Source organism: Rhizobium phaseoli (assembly GCF_003985125.1).
GTDB classification, from domain to species: Bacteria; Pseudomonadota; Alphaproteobacteria; order Rhizobiales; family Rhizobiaceae; genus Rhizobium; species Rhizobium phaseoli.
In genome coordinates, this window is sequence record NZ_ML133567.1 from 463,131 (window position 1) to 489,330 (window position 26,200).

At 61.8% G+C, this 26,200-nt stretch carries 27 protein-coding genes; 9 read left to right on the top strand and 18 right to left on the bottom strand.

The features are described 5' to 3' along the window. Positions 1 to 59: 59 nt before the first annotated feature. The 3 genes from EFD56_RS07760 to EFD56_RS07770 form a co-directional block, all read right to left on the bottom strand. Positions 60 to 509: an HPr kinase/phosphorylase gene (locus EFD56_RS07760; RefSeq protein ID WP_126905017.1), complete on the bottom strand. Its 450-nt coding sequence runs from the start codon at positions 507 to 509 to the stop codon at positions 60 to 62. Continuing rightward, the gene (locus EFD56_RS07765; RefSeq protein WP_037142452.1) at positions 506 to 2,296 is read right to left on the bottom strand and encodes a sensor histidine kinase; all 1,791 of its coding nucleotides are present in this window, start codon (positions 2,294 to 2,296) and stop codon (positions 506 to 508) included. Before EFD56_RS07765 ends, EFD56_RS07760 begins: the two co-directional genes overlap by 4 nt. 78 nt (positions 2,297 to 2,374) lie before the next feature. Then, on the bottom strand, positions 2,375 to 3,112 hold the full coding sequence (locus EFD56_RS07770) for a response regulator transcription factor (RefSeq protein WP_189636746.1): 738 nt from the start codon (positions 3,110 to 3,112) through the stop codon (positions 2,375 to 2,377). A 339-nt stretch (positions 3,113 to 3,451) separates the two neighbouring features. Between EFD56_RS07770 and EFD56_RS07775 the strand changes: the two genes are divergently transcribed. From EFD56_RS07775 to EFD56_RS07785, 3 genes are all read left to right on the top strand, one after another. Further along, positions 3,452 to 5,062 (top strand): phosphoenolpyruvate carboxykinase, encoded by a 1,611-nt coding sequence (locus tag EFD56_RS07775; protein ID WP_126905018.1) that lies wholly within the window; start codon positions 3,452 to 3,454, stop codon positions 5,060 to 5,062. A 121-nt stretch (positions 5,063 to 5,183) separates the two neighbouring features. Beyond that, positions 5,184 to 5,621, top strand: coding sequence for an alternative ribosome rescue aminoacyl-tRNA hydrolase ArfB (gene arfB / locus EFD56_RS07780; RefSeq protein WP_126905019.1), 438 nt, complete (start codon positions 5,184 to 5,186; stop codon positions 5,619 to 5,621). 1 nt (position 5,622) lies between these two features. Continuing rightward, positions 5,623 to 6,234: an alpha-ketoglutarate-dependent dioxygenase AlkB family protein gene (locus EFD56_RS07785; protein WP_004677149.1), complete on the top strand. Its 612-nt coding sequence runs from the start codon at positions 5,623 to 5,625 to the stop codon at positions 6,232 to 6,234. Positions 6,235 to 6,255: 21 nt separating this feature from the next. On the opposite strand, the gene coaA is transcribed toward EFD56_RS07785, so the two are convergent. The 9 genes from coaA to hisB are packed head-to-tail and all read right to left on the bottom strand — an operon-like array spanning position 6,256 to position 11,684. Then, positions 6,256 to 7,251, bottom strand: coding sequence for a type I pantothenate kinase (gene coaA / locus EFD56_RS07790; RefSeq protein ID WP_004677148.1), 996 nt, complete (start codon positions 7,249 to 7,251; stop codon positions 6,256 to 6,258). Next, positions 7,248 to 7,571: a phosphoribosyl-ATP diphosphatase gene (locus EFD56_RS07795; protein WP_126905020.1), complete on the bottom strand. Its 324-nt coding sequence runs from the start codon at positions 7,569 to 7,571 to the stop codon at positions 7,248 to 7,250. Before EFD56_RS07795 ends, coaA begins: the two co-directional genes overlap by 4 nt. A gap of 17 nt (positions 7,572 to 7,588) precedes the next feature. Then, positions 7,589 to 8,377, bottom strand: coding sequence for an imidazole glycerol phosphate synthase subunit HisF (gene hisF, locus EFD56_RS07800; RefSeq protein ID WP_126905021.1), 789 nt, complete (start codon positions 8,375 to 8,377; stop codon positions 7,589 to 7,591). Further along, the gene (gene hisA, locus EFD56_RS07805; RefSeq protein WP_037142479.1) at positions 8,377 to 9,123 is read right to left on the bottom strand and encodes a 1-(5-phosphoribosyl)-5-[(5-phosphoribosylamino)methylideneamino]imidazole-4-carboxamide isomerase; all 747 of its coding nucleotides are present in this window, start codon (positions 9,121 to 9,123) and stop codon (positions 8,377 to 8,379) included. The genes hisF and hisA overlap by 1 nt, the downstream gene beginning before the upstream one ends. A 5-nt stretch (positions 9,124 to 9,128) precedes the next feature. Continuing rightward, positions 9,129 to 9,686 carry a hypothetical protein gene (locus tag EFD56_RS07810; protein ID WP_126905022.1) on the bottom strand — a complete coding sequence of 186 codons (558 nt, stop codon included), beginning with the start codon at positions 9,684 to 9,686 and terminating at the stop codon, positions 9,129 to 9,131. Continuing rightward, positions 9,683 to 9,865, bottom strand: coding sequence for a hypothetical protein (locus tag EFD56_RS33130; protein ID WP_126905023.1), 183 nt, complete (start codon positions 9,863 to 9,865; stop codon positions 9,683 to 9,685). Before EFD56_RS33130 ends, EFD56_RS07810 begins: the two co-directional genes overlap by 4 nt. Positions 9,866 to 9,917: 52 nt before the next feature. Beyond that, positions 9,918 to 10,568: an imidazole glycerol phosphate synthase subunit HisH gene (gene hisH / locus EFD56_RS07820; RefSeq protein ID WP_126905024.1), complete on the bottom strand. Its 651-nt coding sequence runs from the start codon at positions 10,566 to 10,568 to the stop codon at positions 9,918 to 9,920. A 2-nt stretch (positions 10,569 to 10,570) separates the two neighbouring features. Then, on the bottom strand, positions 10,571 to 11,053 hold the full coding sequence (locus EFD56_RS07825) for a DUF2628 domain-containing protein (RefSeq protein WP_064826622.1): 483 nt from the start codon (positions 11,051 to 11,053) through the stop codon (positions 10,571 to 10,573). A gap of 22 nt (positions 11,054 to 11,075) precedes the next feature. Continuing rightward, complete coding sequence (gene hisB / locus EFD56_RS07830; protein ID WP_037143936.1) at positions 11,076 to 11,684, bottom strand: imidazoleglycerol-phosphate dehydratase HisB; 609 nt, start codon at positions 11,682 to 11,684, stop codon at positions 11,076 to 11,078. 175 nt (positions 11,685 to 11,859) lie between these two features. Here hisB and hslV point away from each other — a divergent pair, with 175 nt between their 5' ends. The 5 genes from hslV (at position 11,860) to EFD56_RS07855 (ending at position 18,668) form a co-directional block, all read left to right on the top strand. Next, positions 11,860 to 12,387, top strand: coding sequence for an ATP-dependent protease subunit HslV (gene hslV, locus EFD56_RS07835; RefSeq protein ID WP_010004529.1), 528 nt, complete (start codon positions 11,860 to 11,862; stop codon positions 12,385 to 12,387). 119 nt (positions 12,388 to 12,506) lie between these two features. After that, the gene (gene hslU, locus EFD56_RS07840) at positions 12,507 to 13,814 is read left to right on the top strand and encodes an ATP-dependent protease ATPase subunit HslU (RefSeq protein WP_064817164.1); all 1,308 of its coding nucleotides are present in this window, start codon (positions 12,507 to 12,509) and stop codon (positions 13,812 to 13,814) included. A gap of 188 nt (positions 13,815 to 14,002) precedes the next feature. Next, positions 14,003 to 14,950, top strand: a complete 948-nt coding sequence (locus EFD56_RS07845; RefSeq protein WP_064817165.1) for a DUF1402 family protein — start codon at positions 14,003 to 14,005, stop codon at positions 14,948 to 14,950. A gap of 48 nt (positions 14,951 to 14,998) precedes the next feature. Next, entirely contained in the window at positions 14,999 to 16,411 is a 1,413-nt protein-coding gene (locus EFD56_RS07850; RefSeq protein ID WP_126905025.1) for a cytochrome P450, read from the top strand. A gap of 85 nt (positions 16,412 to 16,496) precedes the next feature. After that, a complete protein-coding gene (locus EFD56_RS07855) occupies positions 16,497 to 18,668 on the top strand; it encodes a malate synthase G (RefSeq protein ID WP_126905026.1) in 2,172 nt (723 codons plus the stop codon). 76 nt (positions 18,669 to 18,744) lie between these two features. On the opposite strand, the gene EFD56_RS07860 is transcribed toward EFD56_RS07855, so the two are convergent. Beyond that, positions 18,745 to 19,428, bottom strand: coding sequence for a L,D-transpeptidase (locus tag EFD56_RS07860; protein WP_126905027.1), 684 nt, complete (start codon positions 19,426 to 19,428; stop codon positions 18,745 to 18,747). Between the two features lie 179 nt (positions 19,429 to 19,607). Here EFD56_RS07860 and EFD56_RS07865 point away from each other — a divergent pair, with 179 nt between their 5' ends. Beyond that, on the top strand, positions 19,608 to 20,102 hold the full coding sequence (locus tag EFD56_RS07865) for an MmcB family DNA repair protein (RefSeq protein WP_010029986.1): 495 nt from the start codon (positions 19,608 to 19,610) through the stop codon (positions 20,100 to 20,102). An 11-nt stretch (positions 20,103 to 20,113) separates the two neighbouring features. On the opposite strand, the gene EFD56_RS07870 is transcribed toward EFD56_RS07865, so the two are convergent. From EFD56_RS07870 to EFD56_RS32920, 5 genes are all read right to left on the bottom strand, one after another. Beyond that, on the bottom strand, positions 20,114 to 20,692 hold the full coding sequence (locus tag EFD56_RS07870) for an ActR/PrrA/RegA family redox response regulator transcription factor (protein ID WP_004673721.1): 579 nt from the start codon (positions 20,690 to 20,692) through the stop codon (positions 20,114 to 20,116). Positions 20,693 to 20,762: 70 nt separating this feature from the next. Beyond that, complete coding sequence (locus EFD56_RS07875) at positions 20,763 to 22,073, bottom strand: ActS/PrrB/RegB family redox-sensitive histidine kinase (RefSeq protein WP_004673720.1); 1,311 nt, start codon at positions 22,071 to 22,073, stop codon at positions 20,763 to 20,765. A gap of 27 nt (positions 22,074 to 22,100) precedes the next feature. Beyond that, positions 22,101 to 24,566: an ATP-dependent helicase HrpB gene (gene hrpB / locus EFD56_RS07880; RefSeq protein WP_126905028.1), complete on the bottom strand. Its 2,466-nt coding sequence runs from the start codon at positions 24,564 to 24,566 to the stop codon at positions 22,101 to 22,103. Further along, positions 24,563 to 25,510, bottom strand: a complete 948-nt coding sequence (lhpI, locus tag EFD56_RS07885) for a bifunctional Delta(1)-pyrroline-2-carboxylate/Delta(1)-piperideine-2-carboxylate reductase (RefSeq protein WP_126905029.1) — start codon at positions 25,508 to 25,510, stop codon at positions 24,563 to 24,565. The genes hrpB and lhpI overlap by 4 nt, the downstream gene beginning before the upstream one ends. A 336-nt stretch (positions 25,511 to 25,846) precedes the next feature. Then, positions 25,847 to 26,200, bottom strand: a 354-nt coding sequence (locus EFD56_RS32920) for a hypothetical protein (protein ID WP_206513412.1), incomplete at its 5' end; no start/stop codon positions are given.

Genomic DNA, 26,200 nt, shown 5'->3' on the forward strand with positions numbered 1-26,200 from the left:
AGCCGAAGTGCAAGATAAAAATGCAAACATATAAGGCAGACTGATCAATCCGGAAGCCCTCAATCCCCGATATCAGGCGCTTTCGCCATCAGAACTGCCAGCGGTGAAGGCACGCCTGTGAGCAACCGCAACGCGGGAAGCGAAATACCGGTGGCGAAGCTGACGAATTCGCCGTCGGGGGGGACGCGGTTTTCGCCGGAAGCGCTGCCGGGAAGCACGGCATAATGCATGGCCGCCTGAGAAATATGATCCTGCCGGACAATGCCGGTGCCGCGCAGTTCGATCAGCCCCGCGATCGATGGCGGGCAGGTGGCGATCACCGTGCCTGTCTCTTCTGACAGCAGCACTTGGTCGTCGGCAACCAGCGCCGTGAACAGACCGAGGCGTCGGGCTTCGGTCATGCAGGTGAAAGCCAGCATCGATTTCCCCCAGCCCGAGGGACCGCTGAACAGGAGACCGGTCCTGCCGACGACGATCGCCGTGGCATGGATGTTCGCGGCCTCGCTCATGCGGCTGGATCCAGCGGCAGGGCGAGGATGAAGCGCGCGCCGAGCACCTCGCCGCTGTCGGCGTCGGTGATGTTCTCTGCTCTGAGCGATCCGCCATGCGCCTCGGCGATCTGGCGGCTGATCGAAAGGCCGAGGCCCGAGTTCTGGCCGAAGCCTTCCGATTCCGGCCGGTCGGTATAGAAGCGCTCGAAGATACGGTCGATATTCTCCGCCTGGATGCCGGGACCGTTGTCTTCGATCGTGGTGACGCAGCGCGACCGTGTCCGCATCAGCCGCACGGTGATCTTGCCGTCTTTTTCGGGGACAAAGGAGCGGGCATTCTCGATCAGATTGGTGACGATCTGGCCGATGCGCAGATCGTGACCGTTGACGAGGAAGCGTGTCTTGACGTTGGGCTTGCGTTCGATCGAATAGGCGATTTCCACCTGCTTCTTGCTGCCCCGGATCTGGCGCGACACCTCGATCAGATCGCGCAGCAGCACTTCCATGTCGATGGAGGCGGCATCGACGCGCGCGAGCTCGGCGTCGAGGCGCGAGGCATCGGAAATATCGCTGATCAGGCGGTCGAGACGGCGCACGTCGTGCTGGATGACATCCAGCAGCCGTTTCTTGGAATCCTCGGACTTCGCCAGCGGCAAGGTTTCGACGGCGCTGCGCAGCGAGGTCAGCGGATTCTTGAGCTCGTGGCTGACATCGGCTGCAAAGCTTTCGATTGCATCAATGCGGTCGTAAAGCGCTGTTGTCATCTCGCGCAATGCAATGGAAAGATTGCCGATTTCATCCTGGCGAGCGGAAAAATCAGGGATCTCCTCACGCGCCTTGGCGCCGCGACGCACGCGGATGGCGGCGGCCGAAAGGCGGCGCAGCGGATTGGCGATCGTCGACGACAGCACCAGCGAAAGCAGCACGTTGACAAGCGTCGCGACACCGAAGACACGCATGATGGCAAGCCGTTCGGCATGCACGATATTGTCGATGTCGCCTGCCTGCGTCGATAGGAGCAGCACGCCGAGCACGGCGCGGAAACGCTGGATCGGCACGGCGACGGAAACGATGAGTTCGCCTTTCTCCGTGGTGCGCACGACTGCGCCGCGGACACCGGTCAGGGCGTTCATCACTTCGGGATAGATCGAGCCGTCGCCGCCCGGCGCTTCCTTATAGAGCGGCAGATTGCCGGGCTGCAGCGCCTTGTTGAACAGGGTGGCGAACCAATCGCTCCAGGTCTGCTTCTCCTCCTCGACCGGCGGCAGGTCGAAGCGCAGCACCTGGCCACGTGAATAAAGGTGACGCGAATCGAGCAGCAGATTGGCATCGGCATCGAAGATGCGCGCGCGCGTGCGCGTCGGAGAGATCAGCCGGCGCAGCACGGGGGCGACCTTCTCGGGATCGATCGGAAACTCCAGGTCCTCGTCGTTCGGCACCGGGGTGATGCTCTGGCCGGCCTGTAGCTCGAGCAGCTTCTGCGGATCGATGGTGATCGAATTCGTATCGACCGATGCGGAGGCCGAAACGGCGCCGGCGATGATCTCGCCCTGCGTCAACAGGCTTTCGGCGCGGGCGTCGATCAGGCCTTCGCGAAACTGGTTGAGATAGAGGATGCCGCCGACGAGCACCACCAGCGCGACCAGATTGAAAAACAGGATGCGCCGAGTCAGGCTCGAAAACACGGCATTGCCGAAGATCCGGCGGATCAGCGTGAAGGGATGCGACCAACGGCGGCCTCGGACGCGACGGGTGCTCACGCCCTCCGCATCGTCCAGATCCCTTTCCTGCACCAACTGTGCCAATGACAGGCCCTTTCAAAGGGCGGGGCCGGATGACCGGCCCGCAACCCTCAACTATGTCTCGCGCCGCGCCGGCTGGGCTCAGGCTGCTTCGCGGAAGCGGTATCCCACTCCGTAGAGCGTTTCAATCATATCAAAATCGGTATCGACCATCTTGAATTTCTTGCGCAGCCGCTTGATGTGGCTGTCGATCGTCCGGTCGTCAACATAAACCTGTTCGTCATAGGCGGCGTCCATCAGCGCATCGCGGCTCTTGACGACGCCCGGGCGCTGCGCCAGCGAATGCAGGATCAGGAACTCGGTCACCGTCAGCGTCACGGCCTCACCCTTCCAGGTGCAGGTATGGCGCTCCTGGTCCATGACCAGCTGGCCACGCTCCAGCGAACGGGCCTGCTGCACGGCGCCGGCCTTCGGCGCGCCGCTGGGGCTCGTGCCGCCGGCGGCCGCGGCTTCGCGGCTCGAAGCGCGACGCAGCACGGCGCGCACCCGCTCCACCAGCAGGCGCTGCGAAAACGGTTTGGTGATGAAATCGTCGGCGCCCATCTTCAGGCCGAACAGCTCATCGATCTCTTCATCCTTGGAGGTGAGAAAGATGACGGGAATATCCGACTTCTGCCGCAGGCGGCGCAACAGCTCCATGCCGTCCATGCGCGGCATCTTGATATCGAAGATCGCCAGTTGCGGCGGTCGCGCCAGCAGCCCGTCGAGCGCCGAAGCACCGTCCGTATAGGTCTCGACCTTATATCCTTCGGCCTCCAGTGCGATCGACACCGAGGTGAGGATGTTGCGGTCGTCGTCAACGAGCGCGATTGTCGGCATGGTGTTGGTCTCCATCATCGGTGCGCAATCTCCCGGATTTTCGTCGTCCCCAGGCGGTCTCAGTGACCGGATGCGCTTATGGAGGATAAAGGTGGAACAAATTGTGGCAAAGATAAAGGGGAGGATTGTCGCAAAATTTCCCGACAATCTGAGGTGGCGCGTCGAATGGTTGCAACGGGGCTTCTTAAAACGATTTAAAACGGAAGGCCAAAATTTAAATCGATTAATTGTTTGATATTACTAATCTTTCTGGATTTTAATCCCTTGTGTTTTAAAATTTCTGCCCTTATTTTCGCGGTCAGTTTTAACGGCAACGCGCCTGAGCGAAGGGAAGTAGCCATGGAAAAGTTCGGAGTTCGTAACCCGGCAACGGAGCTGGCAACGGTTGGATTGGGCGGCGCAGCCAGCGTTCGCTATAACTTTTCCGCCGCAGCGCTGTATGAGGAAGCGATCCGCCGGGGCGAAGCCGAACTGACCGCTCAGGGGGCGCTCAGGGCTCTCACCGGCCAACATACCGGCCGCTCGCCACGCGACAAGTTCGTCGTTCGCGACGCCAATACCGATGGCGAAATCTGGTGGGACAACAACAAGCCGCTCTCGCCGGAGCATTTCGCCCTGCTGCGCGACGACATGCTGGCGCATGCCGCCGGCAAGGACCTTTTTGTCCAGGACCTTATCGGCGGAGCCGAGGAAGGCCATGCTCTGCCGACCCGCGTCGTCACCGAATTCGCCTGGCATTCGCTGTTCATCCGCAATCTCCTGATCCGCCCGGAGACGGCAGCACTCGCCACCTTCGTGCCGAAGCTGACGATCATCGACCTGCCGAGCTTCAAGGCCGATCCGGCCCGCCACGGCTGCCGCACGGAAACGGTGATCGCCTGCGATCTCACCAATGGCCTCGTCCTCATCGGCGGCACCTCCTATGCCGGCGAAATGAAGAAATCGGTCTTCACCGTTCTTAATTACCTGCTGCCGGCCAAGGGCGTGATGCCGATGCACTGCTCGGCCAATGTCGGTCCCGACGGCGACGCCGCGGTCTTCTTCGGCCTTTCCGGCACCGGCAAGACAACGCTTTCGGCCGATCCGGCACGCACGCTGATCGGCGATGACGAGCACGGCTGGAGCGAAAACGGCATCTTCAATTTCGAGGGCGGCTGCTACGCCAAGACCATCCGCCTCTCGGCCGAGGCCGAGCCGGAAATCTATGCGACGACGCAGCGTTTCGGCACCGTGCTCGAAAACGTGGTGCTGAACGACCGCCGCGAGCCGAATTTCGACGACGGCTCGCTGACCGAAAACACCCGCTGCGCCTATCCGATGCATTTCATCCCGAACGCCTCGGCAACCGGCTGGGCCGGGCATCCGAAGACGATCATCATGCTGACCGCCGATGCCTTCGGCGTCATGCCGCCGATCGCTAAGCTGACGCCGGATCAGGCCATGTATCACTTCCTCTCCGGTTACACCGCCAAGGTGGCCGGCACCGAAAAGGGTGTCGTCGAGCCGGAAGCGACCTTCTCGACCTGCTTCGGCGCGCCCTTCATGCCGCGGCATCCGGCCGAATACGGCAACCTGCTGAAGGAGTTGATCGGCCGCCACGGCGTCGAATGCTGGCTTGTCAACACCGGCTGGACCGGCGGCGCCTACGGCACCGGCAAGCGGATGCCGATCAAGGCGACGCGGGCGCTCCTCGCCGCCGCCTTCAGCGGCAAACTCGGCCAGGTCGAATTCCGCACGGATACGAATTTCGGCTTCGCCGTGCCTGTTTCCGTCGATGGCGTCGACGGCGGCATCCTCGATCCGCGCTCGACCTGGGCCGACAAGGCAGCCTATGACGCCCAGGCCGAAAAGCTGGTTTCGATGTTCATCGCCAACTTCGCCAAGTTCGAGAACCACGTCGACGGCGGCGTCCGCGACGCGGCTCCCGGCGTGAAGGTCGCAGCCGAATAAGCTCAACCCGTCTGAAGACAAAGTCTTTGACTCACGTGAAACCCGGCATCGCAGGATTGCCGGGTTTTTCCGATGCCGGCTGATATTTTCAACGGGCTGCCGATATGAGATAGAACGCCGCATGGCCAGCGACGCGCTCTATATCGACGACAGGATCACCATCGCAGGATGGGAGCTGACGGAACAGTTCGTTCTGGCGGGCGGCCCCGGCGGGCAGAACGTCAACAAGGTCTCGACCGCAGTCCAGCTGTTCTTCAATATCCCGAATTCGCCTTCGCTTAATGATCGCGTCAAGGCCAATGCGATCAAGCTCGCTGGCCGGCGTATGTCGAAGGATGGCGTGCTGATGATCGAGGCAAGCCGCTTTCGCAGCCAGGATCGCAACCGTGAGGACGCGCGCGAACGGCTGAAGGAACTGATTCTGGAGGCCGCCAAGCCGCCGCCGCCGCCGCGCAAGAAGACCAAGCCGACCAAAGGCTCGGTCGAGCGCCGTCTGAAGGAAAAATCCGGCCGCTCGGAAGTCAAGAAAATGCGCGGCCGCCCCGGCGGCGGCGACTGACATGCCCGAACTGTCGAACGGTGTCCGCCATCTGCCTGAATATCTCGACCGGTCGCGTCAGGAAGCGCTGGTCGAGGTGATCCGTGCCGTGGTCGCCGAGGCGCCGCTCTTCGTGCCCGTTATGCCAGGCACCGGCAAGCCGATGTCGGTGCGCATGACCAATTGCGGGCCGCTCGGCTGGGTGACGGATAAGGAACGCGGCTATCGTTATCAGCCGACCCATCCTGTCACCGGCAGGCCCTGGCCTGCCATGCCGCAGCAACTGCTCGAGATCTGGAACGACGTTGCCGGTTACGAGCCGCCACCGGAGGCCTGTCTCGTCAATTTCTATTCCGACGAGGCCCGCATGGGCCTGCATCAGGATAAGGACGAGCGCAACCTGCAGGCCCCCGTCGTCTCGATCTCGCTCGGCAGCAGCTGTCTCTTTCGCGTCGGCGGTCTGAACCGCAATGATCGCACGCTATCTTTCAAACTGTCGAGCGGCGATCTGGTCGTGCTGGGCGGCGAGGGCAGGCTGTGTTTCCACGGCGTCGACCGTATCCATCCGGCAACATCGACACTGCTGAAGAATGGCGGCCGCATCAATCTGACGCTGCGCCGCGTCAATCCATGAACCGCCGACTATAATAGCCTGCTATAGTTTTCGCAGCGCCACCTGCTCGATCAGATGATCCTTGCCTTTTTTCAGAATGAGATCGGCGCGCGGCCGCGTCGGCAGGATGTTCTGGCGCAGGTTTTTCAGGTTGATATTCGTCCACAGATCCGCTGCGATATCGAGAGCTTCCGCATCGCTGATAGAGGCATAGCGATGGAAGTAAGAGTTCGGATCGCGGAAGGCGGTCTCCCGCAGCCGCATGAAGCGCGTAACGTACCAGTTATGAATCTGGTCTTCCGCCGCATCGATATAGATCGAGAAGTCGAAGAAGTCGGACACCATGGGCACGATCTTGCCGTCGGCCGGCAGGTCTCGTGATTGCAGCACATTGATGCCCTCGAAGATCAGGATGTCTGGCCGGTCGACGATCTTGTACTCGTCCGGCAACACGTCGTAGACGAGGTGTGAATAGCAGGGCGCCTGCACGTCCGGCCGGCCGGCCTTGATCGCTGATAGGAAGCGAAGGATGGCGGCCGTGTCGTAACTCTCAGGAAAACCCTTGCGCTGCATCAGCTTTTCCCGCTGCAGCACGGCGTTCGGATGCAGGAAGCCGTCGGTGGTGATGAGATCGACCTTCGGGCTGGAGGGCCAGCGCCCCAGGAGCTCCTTGAGGATACGGGCGGTGGTCGATTTTCCCACCGCGACCGAGCCGGCGATGCCGATGACGAAAGGTGTCTTCGTTACGTCGGAGAGGCTGAGGAAGCGGTTGCGCTGTTCGAACAGTAGCTGCGATGATTCGACATGCGCCGACAGCAGCCGCGACAGCGACAGATAGATGCGCCGGACCTCATCGAGATCGATCGGGTCGCCCATCGAACGCAGCCGCTTGACCTCGTCGCTGGTCAGCGTCAGCGGCGTGTCGGCGCGGAATTTCGCCCATTGTTCGGAAGAGAAGAAGTGGTAGGGCGAATAGGATTCCGACTGGAAGTGATCCAATGTTTCCGGCACCCCGATGATCTCAGTCGCGATACTCATGAACTCTGCCGATTGGCCTTTTCCTTGAGACCGGACTGCGCGGTTCTGCGCTCGAGTTCGGCCATGACATTCTCTAACGGTATTTCAGCAATCTTCAATACGACCAATAGGTGATAGAGCACGTCGGCGGCTTCATAGGTCAGATTGTCATGGTCGCCGGTCACCGCCGCCATCACGGCTTCGATCGCCTCCTCGCCAAGCTTCTTTGCCGCTTTGGGCTGGCCGCCGGCCACGAGTTTCGCCGTCCAGGACTGCTCCGGCGAGGCCTTCGATCGCTCGTCAACGATCCTTTCGAGATCGGCAAGGGAAAATCCGCTCATATGTCCGCTTTCAAGCCTCAGTCGAGACGCATGTCGATGCCGCACTTCGACATATAGTGTTTCGCCTCGCTGACGGAATAGGTGCCGAAGTGGAAGATCGAGGCGGCGAGCACCGCATTGGCATGGCCTTCCTTCACTCCGGCGACGAGATCGTCGAGGTCGCCGACACCGCCGGAGGCGATGACGGGCACCCGCACCGCGTCGGCAATCGCCCGGGTCAGTTCCAGGTCGTAGCCGACCTTGGTGCCGTCGCGGTCCATCGACGTGACCAAGAGTTCTCCCGCGCCGCGCGCCACCATCTTCTGGGCGAATTCGATGGCGTCGATGCCCGTCGCGTTGCGGCCGCCATGCGTGTAGATTTCCCAGGCGCTGAGATTGTCGCCGTCGACCGCCTGCGTGAGCCTGCGCTTGGCGTCGATCGAGACGACGATGCACTGGTCGCCGAACTTGTCGGCCGCTTCAGTGACGAAGTCTGGATTACTGACCGCTGCCGAATTGATCGACACCTTGTCGGCGCCGCAGAGCAGCAGTTTGCGAATATCGGCGATGGCGCGTACCCCGCCGCCGACCGTCAGCGGCATGAAGCACTGATCGGCCGTGCGCGACACGACATCGAAGATCGTTTCGCGATTGTCCGATGACGCGGTGATGTCGAGGAAGCAGAGCTCGTCGGCGCCGGCCGCATCATAGGCTTTCGCCGCTTCGACGGGATCGCCGGCATCGACGAGATTAAGGAAGTTGACGCCCTTGACGACACGGCCGTCCTTGACGTCGAGACAGGGGATGACGCGGGCCTTGAGGGTCATTACGCAGTCTCCTTGGCCCTGCTGGCCTTGATCAGCGCCAGCGCTTCCTTAGGGTCGATACGGCCGTCATAGAGTGCCCGGCCCGAAATCGCTCCTTCGAGCTTGCCTGCATCTGGTTCCAGCATGCGTCTGACGTCGTCGAGCGAGGCAAGACCGCCGGAGGCGATGACGGGAATGGAGACGGCACCGGCAAGTTCCAGCGTCGAAGCCCAATTGATGCCGGCGAGGATGCCGTCACGGTCGATATCGGTGTAGATGATCGCGGCGACGCCGGCGCCTTCGAATTTCTGGGCGAGCTCGATGACGCCGAGTTCGGACGCCTCCGCCCAGCCTTCGACCGCCACCTTGCCGCCCTTGGCGTCGATGCCGACGGCGACCTGACCAGGAAATTTCCGGCAGGCCTCGATGACCAGATCAGGATTTCTGACCGCCACCGTACCGAGAATGACGCGCCGCAGCCCGCGCGCGAGCCACGCCTCGATATGATCGAGCGTGCGGATGCCGCCGCCGAGCTGTACCGGATTTTTCGTCGCCTTCAGGATTGCCTCGACGGCGTCGCCATTGGCCGAATGTCCCGCAAAGGCGCCGTCGAGATCGACCACATGCAGCCACTCGAAACCCTGCTCTTCGAAGGATTTCGCCTGGGCGGCCGGATCGGTGTTGTAGACCGTTGCCTGCTGCATGTCGCCGAGCTTCAGGCGGACGCATTGGCCGCCCTTCAGATCGATCGCGGGAAAAAGGATCATGTCGTCTACGTCCGTAAAGTGGTCGATACCATCAGCGCATTCCACGCATCTACGATATCCGAGCGGAAAAAGACAGCGGCAATGGCGGCCGCGCCGAAAAGCAGAAGCAGCAGCAGGGTGACGGTGAAACCGGCGCTAACCTGGCGCCAGAAGCCGAGGCGCCGCTTCATTGATTTCTCGATGTCGCGCACCTGCCGCAGCGCCTGGCTGTTGACGGCGCCGAGCCGGATTTCCGGCTCCATCGCCTCCACATAGGTCTCGGCATAACTGGCAAGGATCTGCGAGGCGCGGTCGCGCAGCGTATTGCGCAGGTCGGTCGAGAGATAATTGCCGGAGACGGCGGCAAGCTCGGCCTCGTTGGGCGACCGGCCGGCATTGCGCTTGCGGTAGCTGAGCACGAAGTCGCGCTTCTGCCGCTCATAGAGGGCATAGGCAAGCAGGCCGATCAGATCATCCTCGCCGTCGATATAAAATTCCAGCACGGCTTCAGTGATGTCGGCGGCGTTGATGCCGTTGGCGCGCAGCTGCGAATTCTCGTTGCCGGCAAGGAATTCGTGGATCATCGGTCCAGCCTTTCTGTCAGCGCCCTGGCGGCTTTGGACAGTGCTTTCCGGTGAATGGCTTCATCGACACGGCGGATGATCGTTCCATCGGGAAGCCGGAGGTCCGAGAAGGGCGGCACGCCCTCCCTGGAAGGTCTCAGCCTATAGAACACCTTGCCTGATTTCCGCGAAGACGGCATCGAGCGCACTCCTGTTCCACGGTTTCCATAAAGGAAAAATAAGGCGGCGGTATTACGGGTTCCAGCGCAGGAAATTGGCGATCAGGGCGAGGCCGAGCTTCTGGCTCTTTTCCGGGTGAAACTGAGCGCCCACCATGTTGTCGCGCCCGACAAGAGCCGTCATCGGCCCACCATAATCGACCGTCGCAATGACGTCGCCGGCATTTTCGGCGGCGAGATGGTAGGAGTGCACGAAATAGGCGTGCAGCCCTTGCGCCCCCGTCGGAATGCCGTCGAAGAGCGGGTGTTCACGCTTCAGATCCAGCGTGTTCCAGCCGATCTGTGGAATTTTCAGCGCGGGATCGTCAGGCGTCATCTCAATGACGTCACCGGGGATCCAGCCGAAGCCCTGCGTCACCGTCTTCTCGAGGCCGCGCGAGGACATGAGCTGCATGCCGACGCAGATGCCGAGGAACGGCCGCCCCTTCTTTTCGACAGCCTCGATCAGCACCTCGGCCATGCCGGGCACGGCATCGAGGCCGCGCCGGCAATCGGCATAGGCGCCGACACCAGGAAGCACGATGCGATCGGCGCTAGCAACATCCTCGGCCTTGTCGGTGAGATCGATCTGCGCGTCGATGCCCGCCTCGCGCGCGGCCCGCTCAAAAGCCTTGGTGGCCGAACGCAGATTGCCGGAACCATAGTCGATAATTGCGACGCGCATCGTCAGCGTCCTCCATCAAAACCAAAGAGACCAAGCGATGTCGCCTGGCCATGCGGGCCGTTCGGTCGGGTCTTGTTCTCCCAGCCCGGGGCGGCGGTGTCGGTATCGGGCTGGACCGCCTTGTCGGAGAAGTAGACGTCTTCGGCAATGCCGATCGTGTCGGCCGCAATGAGCGCGTCTTCGTTCCAGCCCTTGCCGGCGAGGGTGCGAATACGGAGGTTCTGGCCCTCGAGACCGACCAACAGATTCACGCCCAGCGTGATTGCCGCTCCCGCCGACCAGAGACCCGGTTCGTCCATCAGCACGCCGCCGATTGCCTGCATCAGGAAGGCCGCCGCCGCGTATAGCCACAGCCGATGGACCAGCAGCCAGACCCATGGAAACAGCAAACCGAGCCATGTGAAGCCGTCGCGGATCACCCGCGTCTCGTCAAGGCGAGTGCCTGCGCTGCCGGGCGGCGTCAGGAAAATATAGCTGGCTGTCATTGTCGCCGCTCCCTTGAGAGGCTCAGACGAGCGTGCCCTTGGTCGAGGGAACGCGGCCCGCCTGTCTCGGATCGATCTCTGTCGCCGTGCGCAATGCGCGGGCGACGGCCTTGAAGCATGTCTCGGCAATGTGGTGGTTGTTGGCGCCATAATGATTGAGGATATGCAAGGTGATGCCGGCATTCTGGGCGAGCGCCTGGAAGAATTCGCGGACGAGTTCGGTGTCGAAGGTGCCGATCTTCGGCGCGCTGAAGGCGACGTTCCAGACGAGGAACGGCCGGCCGGAAAGATCGACCGCTGCCTTCGTCATCGTCTCGTCCATGGCAAGGTCGATCGAGGCATAGCGGGTGATGCCGCGCCGGTCGCCGAGCGCCTTGGAGATCGCCTGGCCGATCGCAATGCCGGTATCCTCGACCGTGTGATGGTCGTCGATATGCAGGTCGCCCTTGGCCTCGATCTCCATGTCGATGAGGGAATGCCGCGCAAGCTGGTCGAGCATATGATCGAAGAAGCCGACGCCGGTCGAAATCTTCGATTTGCCGGTGCCGTCGAGATTGACGGAAACCGAAATCGAGGTCTCGTTGGTCTTGCGGGAAACGCTCCCCGCGCGGCTTGCTGCGGTCTCGGCCATTTGGCCCTCCATCGGAATAAGGCCGTTCCTTATCAGGCGCATCGGCAAATATCCAGAAGCCGAGGAAGAGAAAAGCCGGCCCATTTGCAATCGGCTCCGGCCTGCTTACATAGGGCTCAACAAGGCCGATGTGCGGTCGAGGTAAAAGCCCGCGTGATGGGCAGACAGGTGTTTTATGACAACGATCATTACTGTTCGAAAAGGCGGCAAGGTGGTGATGGCGGGCGACGGCCAGGTGAGCCTCGGCCAGACCGTCATGAAGGGCAATGCCCGCAAGGTGCGCCGGATCGGCAAGGGCGAAGTGATCGCCGGTTTTGCCGGCGCCACCGCCGATGCCTTCACGCTGCTCGAGAGGCTTGAAAAGAAGCTGGAACAATATCCCGGCCAGCTGATGCGCGCCGCCGTCGAGCTCGCCAAGGACTGGCGCACCGACAAATACCTGCGTAATCTCGAAGCCATGATGCTTGTTGCCGACAAGTCGACGACGCTGGCAATCACCGGGAATGGCGACGTCCTGGAACCGGAGCATGGTACGACGGCGATCGGTTCGGGTGGCAATTTTGCTTTCGCCGCCGCCCGCGCGCTGATGGACACCGACAAATCGGCCGAAGAGATCGCCCGCCGCGCCCTCGATATCGCCGCCGATATCTGCGTTTATACGAACCACAATATCGTGGTGGAATCGCTGGATGTCGAAGGCTGAACCTTATGCTTTTCGGCCGCTACGCCTGGACAAGACAGACTTCAGGGACTTGGCGAAACAACGACGAATTCCGGCCGGGCGCCGCTGAAGGCCCCGTGCTGCCAGGAGAATGATACGCAATGACGACTTTTTCCCCCCGCGAGATCGTTTCCGAGCTCGACCGCTATATTATCGGCCAGCATGAGGCCAAGCGCGCCGTCGCGATTGCGCTGCGCAACCGCTGGCGCCGCCAGCAGCTCGACCCGAGCCTGCGCGACGAAGTCATGCCGAAGAACATCCTGATGATCGGCCCGACCGGCGTCGGCAAGACGGAGATTTCCCGCCGCCTGGCAAAACTCGCCGGCGCGCCCTTCATCAAGGTGGAGGCGACCAAATTCACCGAGGTCGGCTATGTCGGCCGCGATGTCGAGCAGATCATCCGCGACCTGGTCGAAGTCGGCATCGGCCTGGTGCGCGAAAAGAAGCGGGCCGAGGTCCAGGCCAAGGCGCATGTGAGCGCCGAAGAGCGCGTCCTCGATGCGCTGGTCGGCACCACCGCTTCGCCCGCCACCCGCGAAAACTTCCGCAAGAAGCTGAGGGACGGCGAACTCGACGACAAGGAAATCGACATCGAAGTGGCCGATACCGGCTCCGGCATGGGCGGCTTCGAGATCCCCGGCATGCCGGGCGCCAATATCGGCGTGCTCAACCTGTCGGAAATGTTCGGCAAGGCGATGGGCGGGCGCACCAGGAAGGTCCGCACCACGGTCAAGGCCTCCTATACCGACCTGATCCGCGATGAGTCCGACAAGCTGATCGACAATGAGGTGATCCAGCGCGAGGCAGTTCGTTCCACCGAGAATGACGGCATCGTCTTCCTCGACGAAATCGACAAGATCGCCGCCCGCGACGGCGGCATGGGCGCCGGTGTTTCGCGCGAAGGCGTGCAGCGCGACCTGCTGCCGCTCGTCGAAGGCACGACTGTCTCGACCAAATACGGGCCTGTGAAGACCGACCATATACTGTTCATCGCCTCCGGCGCCTTCCATGTCTCCAAGCCTTCGGATCTTCTCCCCGAGCTGCAGGGTCGCCTGCCGATCCGTGTCGAACTGCGGCCGCTGAACAAGGAGGATTTCCGCCGGATCCTGACCGAGACGGAAGCGAGCCTCATCCGCCAGTATCGCGCGCTGATGGAAACCGAAAGCCTGAGCCTCGACTTTACCGAAGACGCGATCGACGCGCTGGCCGATGTCGCGGTGCATTTGAATTCCTCGGTCGAGAATATCGGCGCACGCCGCCTGCAGACGGTGATGGAGCGGGTCCTGGACGATATTTCCTACAACGCCCCGGATCGCGGCGGCACGGCCATCACCATCGATGCCGCCTATGTGCGCGAACATGTCGGCGATCTCGCGCAGAATACCGATCTCTCGCGCTTCATTCTGTGATGTCGGCGCACCGTTTCGTGTCTTTACCGGCGTGAATGCCGCTTTGTGACGAACTCCACTCTCGACAGCGGGCCTTTTACTTTCTAGTGAAGGCCCGTTTTGTTTTCCGCTCCGGCTTTATTCGGCCAAGATTCTGGTCCAGTCAGCCGCATCGCGAACAGGACGATGAACGGACGGGATAGCGGATCGTGCGACGCCTTTTGACAAGCCTTTTGATTGCCGCTGCCCTGGTAAATTCGGCGCCGGCCTTCGCAATGCAGACGGTGCCGGCGGGCAACCGCCATGCCGAGCAGCCCGATATTCCGGGCGCGTCCGTCCGCCGCACCAAGGGCACCAAGAGCAGCTTCGATCTGAAATACGAGAAGGTCCATGAGCTGCTGGCGACCGACCGCGAGCTGATGGCCAAGATCCGCAAGGTCTCCGGCGCTTATGGCATCAATCCCATCCATGTCGTCGGCGCCATCGTTGGCGAGCATACCTATAATGTCGACGCCTACGACCGGCTGCAGGCCTATTACGTCAAGGCCGCTTCCTATGCCGGACAAAGCTTCCGCTTCGCCTATGACGGCGAAAGCGTCGATGATTTCGTGGCGCGGCCGCAATTTGCTCAGTGCAAGGGCAAGAGCGATTCCTACACGCTCTGGTCCTGCCGGGAAGATGTCTGGGAAAGCGATTTCCGCGGCAAGACGGTCGGCGGCGAGGGCTTCCCCAACAACCGCTTCAGCGCGGTCTTCTTCCAGCCCTTTTATGCCGGCCAGACCTTCGGCCTTGGCCAGGTCAATCCGCTGACGGCGCTGATGCTTTCCGATCTCGTGAGCCGCGTGTCGGGCTATCCGAAGCTCAACGAGAAGGATGCAGGCGCCGTCTACAAGGCGATCATGGACCCCGATATCTCGCTGGCCTTCGTCGCCGCTTCGATCCGCCGGTCGATCGACGATTACAAGGAGATTGCGGGGATGGATATATCGGGCAATCCCGGACTGACGGCGACGCTTTATAATGTCGGCAATTCGCGCCAGCGCGCCGCCGCACTCGCTGCGAAAAACCGCTCTTCCGGTGCGACCGTTTGGCCAGAAGAGAATTATTACGGCTGGCTGATCAACGACAAGCTGGACGAACTCAAGGGCCTGCTCTAGCTTCAGGCCTGACGGGAAGCGTTGATCTTCCCCGAAAGGCTTTTTGCGATGGACATGCGTCCTGATCCCTTCGTTCCGCCGGCACCGCTGCCGCGCACCGTGCCGCCGAGCCGGCTTGATATCATCCGCATCATCCTGCGCAATCCGCTCGAACTCTGGGGCGAGCCGTCTTATACGCTGCCCTGGATCAAAACGAGCTTCTTCGGTCAGCACACACTGATCGTCAACGATCCCGGCCTGATCAAGCATGTGCTGGTCGACAATGCCAATAATTACCGCATGTCCGATATACGCCAGCTGGTGCTACGGCCGATCCTGCGGGACGGCTTGTTGACGGCGGAAGGCCAGGTCTGGAAGCGGTCGCGAAAGGCAGTGGCACCTGTTTTCACGCCTCGCCATGCCCAGGGTTTCGCCGGGCAGATGTTGCGCCAGTCGGAAGATTATGCCCGCAAATATGAGCGCGCGGAGCCGGCGGGGGCAATTTTTGATATCAGCATCGACATGACCGAGCTGACCTTTGCGATCCTCGCCGACACGTTATTTTCAGGCGAAATCGTCACTTCGAGCGGCAGTTTCGCCGATGACGTCAATGCTCTCCTGCATCGCATGGGTCGCATCGATCCGATGGATCTGATGCGCGCTCCGTCCTGGGTTCCACGTGTGACACGCATCGGCGGTCAGAAAGTGCTGGAGAAATTCCGCGCCATCGTGCGTGACACGATGGATATGCGCCTGGCCAAGATGAAGGCTGATCGCGCCGCCGCGCCCGATGATTTCCTGACCCTGCTTCTGGAGCAGGCCGGCCCCGACGGGCTGACGAAGGAGGAGATCGAAGACAATATCCTGACCTTTATCGGCGCCGGCCATGAGACCACGGCACGGGCACTGGCCTGGACGTTGTATTGCGTCTCGAACAGCCCGCATATCCGCGAGGCGATGGAAACGGAAATCGACGCGGTGCTCGCCACCGGGGCCGAACCCGTGGAATGGCTGGATTTGATGCCGCAGACGCGCGCTGCCTTCGAGGAGACCTTGCGTCTCTATCCGCCGGCGCCGTCCATCAATCGCGCGGCGATATCGGATGATTCCTGGACAAATCCCAAAGGCGAGCGGATCGAGATCGAGGCTGGGGTCACGGTGCTCATCATGCCCTGGACGCTGCATCGCCACGAATTCTATTGGGAGAAGCCGCGTGCCTACATGCCCGAGCGCTTCCTGCCCGAAAATCGCGGCTCTATCGGCCGCTTCCAGTTCCTGCCTTTCGGCGCCGGCCCGCGTGTCTGCATCGGCGCAACCTTTGCGCTTCAGGAGGCGGTGATTGCCCTTGCCGTCCTGATGCATCGCTATCGCTTCGATTCCACCGACGAGACCAACCCCTGGCCGGTGCAAAAGCTGACAACGCAGCCGCAGAACGGGCTGCCGATGCGCGTGACGCCGCGCACAGTTTCCCGTGCGGCATAAATCTTTCGAATTATTGCGGAATTGACTGTGAATGAAAGCCGGGCAAAGTGGCAGCATTCAAAGTCGTTGCCAGGGAGAATGTCGCATGAGCCGCATTGATAAGAACGGTCTTGCCGTCGAAACCGTCCTTCATGATTTCCTCATCCAGGAAGTTCTGCCGGGTCTGGCGATCGATGCGGACAAGTTCTTCGCCGATTTTTCGGCGATCGTCCATGATCTCGCCCCCATCAATCGGGCGTTGTTGAAGAAGCGCGACGAGTTGCAGCTCAAGATCGATGACTGGTATCGCCAGCACGGCGCTCCGACCGATATGGATGACTACCAGTCGTTCCTGCGCGCAATCGGCTATCTCCTGCCGGAGGGGTCGGACTTCCAGGTTTCGACCCAGAATGTCGATCCCGAGATCGCCTCGATCGCCGGTCCGCAGCTCGTCGTTCCCGTCATGAACGCGCGTTATGCCCTCAACGCCGCCAATGCCCGCTGGGGTTCGCTCTATGATGCGCTCTACGGCACGGACGCCATTCCCGAGAGCGACGGCGCCGAAAAGGGCAGGGGATACAACCCGAAGCGCGGCGAGAAGGTCATCGCCTGGGTGCGCGATTTCCTCGATACATCGGTGCCGCTGCAGGACAGCCGTTGGAAGGATGTGGGAAGCTTCGCGGTCAGGGATGGGGCGCTCATCATCCGATCGACCGATGGCGAGCAGGCAATGCTGCGGGATGGCGGCCATTTTGCCGGCTATCGCGGCGATGCCGCCACTCCGACGCATATTCTCCTGAAGAACAACGGCATCCACATCGAGATCGTTATCGATGCGGCAACGGCGATCGGCAAGACCGATCCGGCCCATATCTCCGATGTCTGGCTGGAATCGGCGATCACCACGATCATGGATTGCGAGGATTCGATTGCCGCCGTCGACGCCGAGGACAAGGTCGTCGTCTACCGCAACTGGCTCGGCCTGATGAAGGGCGACCTGCAGGAAGAGGTGGCAAAGGGCGGCGCGAGCTTCATCCGAAAGCTCAACCCGGATCTGGACTATACCGGTCCCGATGGGACCGCCTTCGAGCTGCATCGCCGCTCGCTGATGCTGGTGCGCAATGTCGGCCATCTCATGACCAATCCTGCCATTCTCGACCGCGATGGCAACGAAGTGCGGGAGGGCATCATGGATGCCGTCATCACCGGCCTGATCGCGCTTTACGATATCGGCCCGGCCGGCAGAAGGAAGAATTCCCGCACCGGCTCCATGTATGTGGTCAAGCCGAAAATGCACGGACCGGAAGAAGTCGCCTTCGCCGTTGAGGTCTTCTCGCGGGTCGAAGATGCGCTTGGGCTGGCGCGCAATACCATCAAGATGGGCATCATGGACGAGGAGCGCCGTACCACGGTCAATCTCAAGGAATGCATCCGCGCCGCCCGCGAACGTGTCGTCTTCATCAATACCGGCTTCCTCGATCGCACCGGTGATGAGATTCATACCTCGATGGAAGCCGGGCCGATGATTCGCAAGGGCGACATGCGCCAGGCCGCCTGGATATCGGCCTATGAGAACTGGAATGTGGACATCGGCCTCGAATGCGGCCTCGCCGGTCATGCCCAGATCGGCAAGGGCATGTGGGCGATGCCAGATCTGATGGCGGCGATGCTGGAGCAGAAGATTGCCCATCCCAAAGCCGGCGCCAACACCGCCTGGGTCCCGTCGCCGACGGCCGCGACCCTGCATGCCACCCATTATCACCGCATCAATGTCGCCAAGGTTCAGCAGGGACTGAAGGACCGCGCCCGCGCCAAACTGTCCGACATTCTCTCGGTGCCGGTCGCGGTGCGGCCGAACTGGTCTCAGGAGGAAATCCAGCGCGAACTCGACAACAATGCCCAGGGCATCCTCGGCTACGTCGTGCGCTGGGTCGATCAGGGCGTCGGCTGCTCGAAGGTGCCTGATATCAACAATGTCGGCCTGATGGAGGATCGCGCCACGTTGCGCATTTCGGCCCAGCACATGGCGAACTGGCTGCATCACAAGGTGGTCAGCGAAGCTCAGATCGTCGAAACGATGAAGCGCATGGCTGCCGTCGTCGACCGGCAGAACGAGCAGGACCCGGCCTATCAGCCGATATCAGGTAATTTCGATGGGTCGATCGCCTTCCAGGCCGCCCTCGATCTCGTCCTGAAGGGCAGGGAGCAGCCGAACGGCTATACCGAGCCGGTGCTTCACCGCCGCCGCCTCGAGCTGAAGGCGAAGCAGGCCGGTTGAGCTCATGGCTGAGAATAAGAAAGGCCGCCGGAACGACAGTCCGGCGGCCTTTTTTATACCGAATTCGGTCTCTACCTTACTGGATGACGATGACCTTGGACGTGTCCTTGCCGGGGCGGACGCGGCTGTAGAGGTCGATGACGTCCTGGTTCATCAGGCGAATGCAGCCCGAGGAAGCGGCAGTGCCGATCGAAGCCCATTCCGGCGTGCCGTGCAGGCGGAACAGCGTATCCTTGCCGTCCTCGTTGAAGAGATACATGGCGCGCGCGCCGAGCGGATTGGTGAGGCCAGGCCCCATGCCGTCTTCGACATATTTGGCGACGTCGGGGCGGCGCTCGGCCATTTCCTTCGGCGGGTGCCAGGTCGGCCATTCCTGCTTCCAGGCGACGTAGGCGGTACCGGCCCATGCAAAGCCCTGCTTGCCGACGCCGATGCCGTAACGCATCGCCTTGCCGTTGGCGAGGATGTAATAGAGGAAGCGCTCGCGCGTGTTGACGATGATCGTGCCGGGACGCTCGGTGGTCTGGTAGCTGACGACCTGGCGGCGGAACTGCGGCTTGACCCTGTCGATCGGGATCGCGGGCAGGGAGTATCCGGCATCCTTCGTCACGCCGTAGGCGTCATTGAAGATCTGGGCCGTCTGGACCGTCGGGCCAGCGCCCTTGTCGTCGACAGAGGCGCTGTCGGAGCTCGTGGAGCAACCGGCCAGAGCGAGCGTCGTCAGCAGGCCAAGTACAGGGAATGCATTGCGGAAGCGCATAGATGACTCTTGAAGTTTTGCGGCAGGGAGAATGGTCTTTCGACCATCGTTGATTATGGTTTATTTTCGATTAACTTGCGCTTTGCAAGACTGCTGCGGCGCAGTGAATTGGTCTGCCGCGCAAATTAAAAGCGCATGGTTTTTTTGCAACAACCCGCCTAGCCCCGCGATGGTTATCCATGACGATTTTGAGTGTTTACAATAACAATCCGTTAATCGATGGCCGGCAATCGGACAGGGCCATGATGGTGCGGAGGGGCACGCAGATATTGCTGCACGAAATGCGCCACGCCGTGCTGCCCGAACTGCCGCTGGCGAGCGGGCGCCGCGCCGATCTGATCACGCTTTCGGAAAAGGGCGAGGTCTGGATCATCGAGATCAAGACCTCGATCGAAGATTTCCGGGTCGATCGCAAATGGCCGGAATACAGGCTGCATTGCGACCGCCTGTTCTTTGCCACCCACCAGGACGTGCCGCTCGACATCTTTCCCGAGGAATGCGGGCTTTTCCTCTCGGATGGTTATGGCGCCCATATGATTCGCGAGGCGCCGGAACATCGTATGGCACCCGCCACGCGCAAATCCGTCACGCTCAATTTCTCGCGTGCCGCCGCGCAAAGGCTGATGATGGCCGAATGGGCGAACGGAAAACCCTTCACCGTCGACGATGTCTGAGGGATGCCGTCCTATTTCGGCGCGCGTTTGGCGAGAATGCGCTGCAGCGTCCGCCGGTGCATGTTGAGCCGGCGCGCCGTTTCCGAAACATTGCGTTCGCACATTTCATAGACCCGCTGAATGTGTTCCCAGCGCACGCGGTCGGCCGACATCGGATTTTCGGGGAGTTCGGCCTTTTCGCCCGGCCGCTGCGTCAGCGCCGAAAAAATGTCGTCGGCGTCCGCAGGCTTTGCCAGATAGTCGACCGCTCCGAGTTTTACGGCCGTCACCGCCGTTGCGATATTGCCATAGCCGGTGAGCACGATGATTCGCGTGTCGTCGCGCCGCTGGCGAATCGCCTCGATGACGTCGAGCCCATTGCCATCGCCGAGGCGCAGGTCGACCACCGCATATTTCGGCGGCCTGCCTTTCGATTTCGCAACGCCTTCGGCCACGGACTCAGCCGTTTCCACCTGAAAGCCGCGCGTCTCCATGGCTCGGGCAAGACGGCGCAGGAACGGTCCGTCATCGTCGACGATCAGCAAGCTGGCGTCGGGCCCGATGTGGTCTTCATCCGACGCGGTGAAATTATCTTGATTCTGTTCTGTCATCGTCTCGGGTCCCGGCGCTTGAACGCCCGATCTTGGTCAACCGTCTTTCATTCTACTTATGCCGACAAAGTCATTTTGTCGAATTTGCGTCGATCAGCATCCGCGGCCATTCGATGCGGATGCGCGCACCAGCTCTTTCAGGTTCGCGATTTTCGAAAACCAGAGATGCACCCGAGCGCTCGAGCAGCGTCTTGGCGATGAATAGCCCGAGTCCGAGACCACCGGCCGTATCTTCCTTCTGCCTTTTGGTCACATAGGGCTCGCCGATCCGCGTCAGGATTTCAGGCGAATAACCGTTGCCGTCGTCCTCGATGACGATCAGCACTTTGTCGTGATCGTGCTCGACGGTGATCGTTACTTTCTCCCTGGCGTAATCGACGGCATTTTCGATGAGGTTGCCGAGCCCGTACATGATCCCGGCATTGCGATCGGTGACCGGCTCGCCCTTACGCGGGCTCTTTTCGATCAGCTCGAGCGTGATGCCGAATTCCCGGTGCGGCGCAACGATCTCCTCGATCATCGAGGAAAGCGGCAGCCGGCGCATATGCGCCTCGTCTTCGGAAGACAGCGTCGTCAGCCGCCGCAGAATGTCACGGCAGCGTTCGCTCTGGCTGCGCAGCAGCATGACGTCCTCGCGGAAACGATCGTCGTCCTTCAGTTCCCGCTCCATTTCCTTGGCGACGACGCTGATCGTCGCAAGCGGCGTGCCGAGTTCGTGGGCGGCGGCGGCCGCCAATCCGTCGAGCTGCGAAAGGTGTTTTTCCCGCTGCAGCACCAGTTCGGTCGCGGCCAGCGCATCGGCAAGCTGGCTCGCTTCCATCGAAACGCGATAGGCATAGAAAGCGGCAAAGGCCATTGTCGAGGCGATCGAGCACCAGACGCCGAACTGCATGACATTGTGGACGTTGATCTCGACGCCGTCGAACCAGGGCAGCGGAAAGGGCGAAAAGGCAAGCACCGTGATGCAGACCATCGCAATGCCGATCAGCGCGGTGCTGTAGCGGATCGGCTGCGAGGCAAAGGAAATGATAACAGGCACGCAGACAAGGGCAGCGAAGGGATTGGCAAGACCGCCGGTGATGAAGAGCAGCGCGCAGAGCTGCAAAAGATCGAAACCGAGCAGCGCAAAGGCGGCCGGCGGTTCCAGACGATGCGTCGGCGGATAGCGAATCGTCAGATAGAAATTCACCCAGGCAAGAGCGGCAATCAGCGAAGAGCTGGCAATCAGCGGCAGGGGAAATTTCAGCCAGAAGGCCACGATGAAAACCGTCAGCGCCTGCCCGCCGACGGCAAGCCAGCGCAGCCGCACCAGCGTCTGCAGGCGCAGTCTGCGGCTGCTATGCCGGTCCTCCATCGTATGGCTCTCTGCCTTGTCGATCATTCCGAGCGGCTCCTTGCGTCGTCGCCCTCATGTACCACGCGGCTTTGCCCGTGTCGTCGGCAATGCCTCTTCCGGCCGCTCCGGCCACGGATGGCGTGGGTAGCGTCCGCGCATCTCGGCGCGCACGTCCCTCCATGAGCCGGCCCAGAAGCCCGGCAGGTCGCGTGTGGTCTGGATCGGCCGGTGCGCCGGCGACGTCAGTTCGAGCAGCAGCGGCAGGCGGCCTCCGGCAATCGCCGGGTGCTGCTTGAGCCCGAACAGCTCCTGCACGCGGATCGTCAGCACGGGCTCCTCACCCTCGTATTGTATCGGATGCCGTTGGCCGGTCGGCGCCTCGAAATGCGTCGGGGCAAGCCGGCTAAGATCACGCTGCAATTCGTGCGGAACCAGCGACATCAGCCCAGCGGAGAGCCCGCCCGCCGATATGTCCGAGAGGCCGCGGGCCTCGCTCTGAAACGGCGCGAACCATTCGTCCAGTCGGGAAAGCAGCGCGGCGTCGCCGACATCAGGCCAGGGATCGCCGATCGTCCTGTGGAGGAAACCGATCCGCTCGCGAAGCTGAATGGCTTCCTTCGAGAAAGCAAGCTGGTCGAGCCCGAGCTCGCGCACGCCTTCCACCAGCGCCTGGGTCACGGCTGCCCCGGAAGGGCGCGGCAGGGGCGTCTCGTCGAAGATGATCGCGCCGAGCCGGGTGGCGCGCCGCGCCCTGACCTGCCGGCTCTGCCGATCGAAGAATATCTGGTCGTCGGTTCTGATTTCACCGGGCAGCTCGGCTTCGATATCGCCACGCGTCACCTCGGCGGCCGCCAAAACACGTGCCTGCGCCGCCCGGCCGGTGAGATCGGCGATGACAAGCATCCGGCTGCCGGCCAGCCGTTCGGTTTCCGGCAGCTCCGCTCCCCGCCCGTTGGCCATCACATACCGCCCGCGCCCGCCGCGCTGAAGCGCTATTCTGTCGGGGAAGGCATGCAACAGCAGCTGCCCCGCCAGAGCCGGCGCCGCTGCCTCGACCCTGTCGAGGCCACTCGCCAGCCGTCCGGCCAGCCGCCGCGAGGCCTCCGCCCTTTCGCCGCGCTCGGCCTTGAAGCGCCGCAGCCGCTCCTCGATATCGACGCTCGTGCCGCCGAGCCCCTGTTCGGTCAGCAGCACGGCGATCGATGCCGCATCCCGGGCATGCCCCGATTCGCCCGCCGACACGACCATCGCGGCAAGCCGTGGCGGCAGAGCAAGGTCGCGCATCACCCTGCCGCGCGCGGTCAGCATTCCATCCTTGTCGAGCGCGCCGAGCTGGCCAAGCAGCATCCGCGCTTCCTTAAGCGTGGTTTCCGGCGGCTGATCGACAAAGGCGAGCGATGCCGGGTCCTGAACGCCCCAGTGCGCGAGATCGAGCACCAGTCCGGAAAGGTCGCTGGACAGGATCTGCGGCGGCGTGAAGGCCGGCAGCGCCGCCGTCTGTCCCGGGTGCCACAGCCTGACGGCGATGCCGGGTTCCGTTCGCCCGGCGCGGCCCGCGCGTTGATCGGCCGAAGCCCTCGATACGCGCACCGTCTCGAGACGGGTGATCCCGGTCGATGCCTCGAACACCGGCAGACGCTGCAACCCGCTGTCGATGACGATCCTCACGCCGTCGATGGTGATCGAGGTTTCGGCAATCGATGTCGCGAGCACGATCTTGCGCATACCGGCGGCTGCGGGCCGGATCGCGGCGTCCTGCTCCTTCTGGCTGAGGTTGCCGTAAAGCGGCGCAATCAGCGTTTCGGGCCCGAATCGTCCCTGCAGCCGCTCCGCGGTCCGCGTGATTTCTGCCTGGCCGGGCAGGAACGCAAGGATTGAGCCGGTTTCGCTGGTATGCGCGGCCACAATCGCCCCCGTCACGGCATCTTCGATGCGTTCGCCGCCCGGCCGATCCTGGTAACGGATATCGATGGGAAAGCTGCGTCCCAGGCTTTCGATGACAGGCGGATAGTCCAGCAGGGCAGCCACACGTTCGATGTCGAGCGTCGCCGACATCACAAGGATGCGCAGATCCTCGCGCAGGGCCGACTGGACATCGAGCGCCAGCGCCAGCCCGAAATCGGCATCGAGCGAACGCTCGTGGAATTCGTCGAAGATCACGGTCGAGACGCCGGAGAGTTCGGGATCATCGAGGACCATCCGGGCAAAAACCCCTTCCGTCACCACCTCGATCCGTGTTGCCGCCGAGACCCTGTTGTCGAGGCGCATGCGGTAGCCGACCGTGCCGCCGACCTGTTGACCGATCAGCGACGCCATCCGGCTTGCCGCCGCCCGGGCCGCCAGCCGCCGCGGCTCCAGCAGGATGATCCTGCCATCGCCGCGCCAGGCTTCTTCGAGCAGGTAAAGCGGCACCAACGTCGTTTTGCCGGCGCCGGGCGGTGCCGAAAGAACCGCGCGCTTCTGCTCGGCCAACGCCACGCCGATAGCCGGCAGGACATGGGAAACCGGAAGTTCCGGCAATGAAGGACTGATGGTCACTTTCGGGCCGTCACCGTTTCATAGGCAAGAATCGCTCCGGCGAGATCTTCCAGTGCCGCGCCAACGGATTTGAACAGCGTGATTTCGGTCTCATTGCCTCGCCCGCCATCGGCGCCGCTGACGAGTTCGGCAAGCTCTGCTCTGATGTCGCTTTCCCTCAGCACGCCGCTTTTCAGCGGCTGGACGATATCGCCAGCCTCGCTGATGGCGCCGGCACGGGTATCGACATAGACGCTGGCGCGGCGGATCGCCTCGTCATCGCTCTCGCGCATGCTTGGCTTGAAGGCGCCGACAAGATCGAGATGGGCGCCGGGTTTCAGCCATTCGCCTGAGATCAACGGCTCGCTGGAAAGCGTGGCGCAGCAGATGATATCGGCCTTTCGCGCCGCGGCTTCCGCATTGGCCACCGCCTCGGCATTCAGTCCGAGGGCGCGGGCCTCGGCGGCGATCTTATCCGCAGCCTGTGCGTTGCGACCCCAGACCCGGTATCTCTTGATCGGCCGGATCGTGCCATGCGCGAGCATCAGATTAAGCGACAGCCGGCCGGTTCCGCAGACAAGTATCTCCTCGGCGTCGGCGCGGGCAAGATAACGTGCTGCCAGCGCCGATGCCGCCGCCGTTCGTCGTGCCGTCAGCTCACCGCCGTCGATCGCGGCCAGCATCTCGCCGGTGGTGCCGGAGGAAAGAAGATAGGTTCCTGAGATGGCCGGCAGACCGCGTCGCATATTGCCGGGAAAGACGGAGACCGTCTTCACCCCGGCATAGCGGCCGGGGACCCAGGCCGGCATCAGAAGCAACGTGGCAACCTCCTCGTTCGGCACTTCCATCTCATGGTGATGGCGCACCGGCATGACGCAGTCGCTGCCGAACATGTCGGCGATCGCCGCGATCAGTTCCGGCCAGGGCAAGGCCGCGCGCGTCTGTTGTTCATCGAGGACAAGCATTCTTCTCTCCGCTGGATCGTCTTCGCCGCCAAATTAGCGAGCGTGCCGCGCTATAGGCAAGAGCTCTGGAATCTCGCGTCAGGCTCCCCATATATGATCTTGTCTCCCTTGCCGAAGTTCCTTCCTTGAGGATTCGGCAAAAACGAATCTCAAAACCGCCCCATCGGGCGGAGGATTTGCTCGTTCGGAAGCAAGCGATAAAAGCCCTTCATTTTCAACCCGTTACAAAAATGTCAAAAAACTTTTGGTATGGCTGTTGACTTGGAAAAGGGGTTGGTTCTATAAGCCCACTCACTGACGAGGGCGGCGGCGCTGCTGGCGACGAAGTCTCTCGTTCTAAAGAAACTCAAGCGGATTGGCGGATTGCTGGTTTGTGTTCTGGGCGCGAGTTTGGAACGGGTTTTGGTGACGGCTTAGGGTCGTCGGTTCTTTGACAATTGAAGATTGGAAGAAAGAGAAACGTGGGCGGCGGAGCTTCGCGGGACCGGGAGAGATTTCGGTTCTTTGAAAGAGACTTTGGCGGTCACGTTTATCAAGAGAATACACCTCATTATGAGCGCAGTGATGCGCTGAATGATGGGTGTGAGTTCTCGTCGATTCAGAACGTGACGTAATTGCCAATGATTGAATTCTCAACATGAGAGTTTGATCCTGGCTCAGAACGAACGCTGGCGGCAGGCTTAACACATG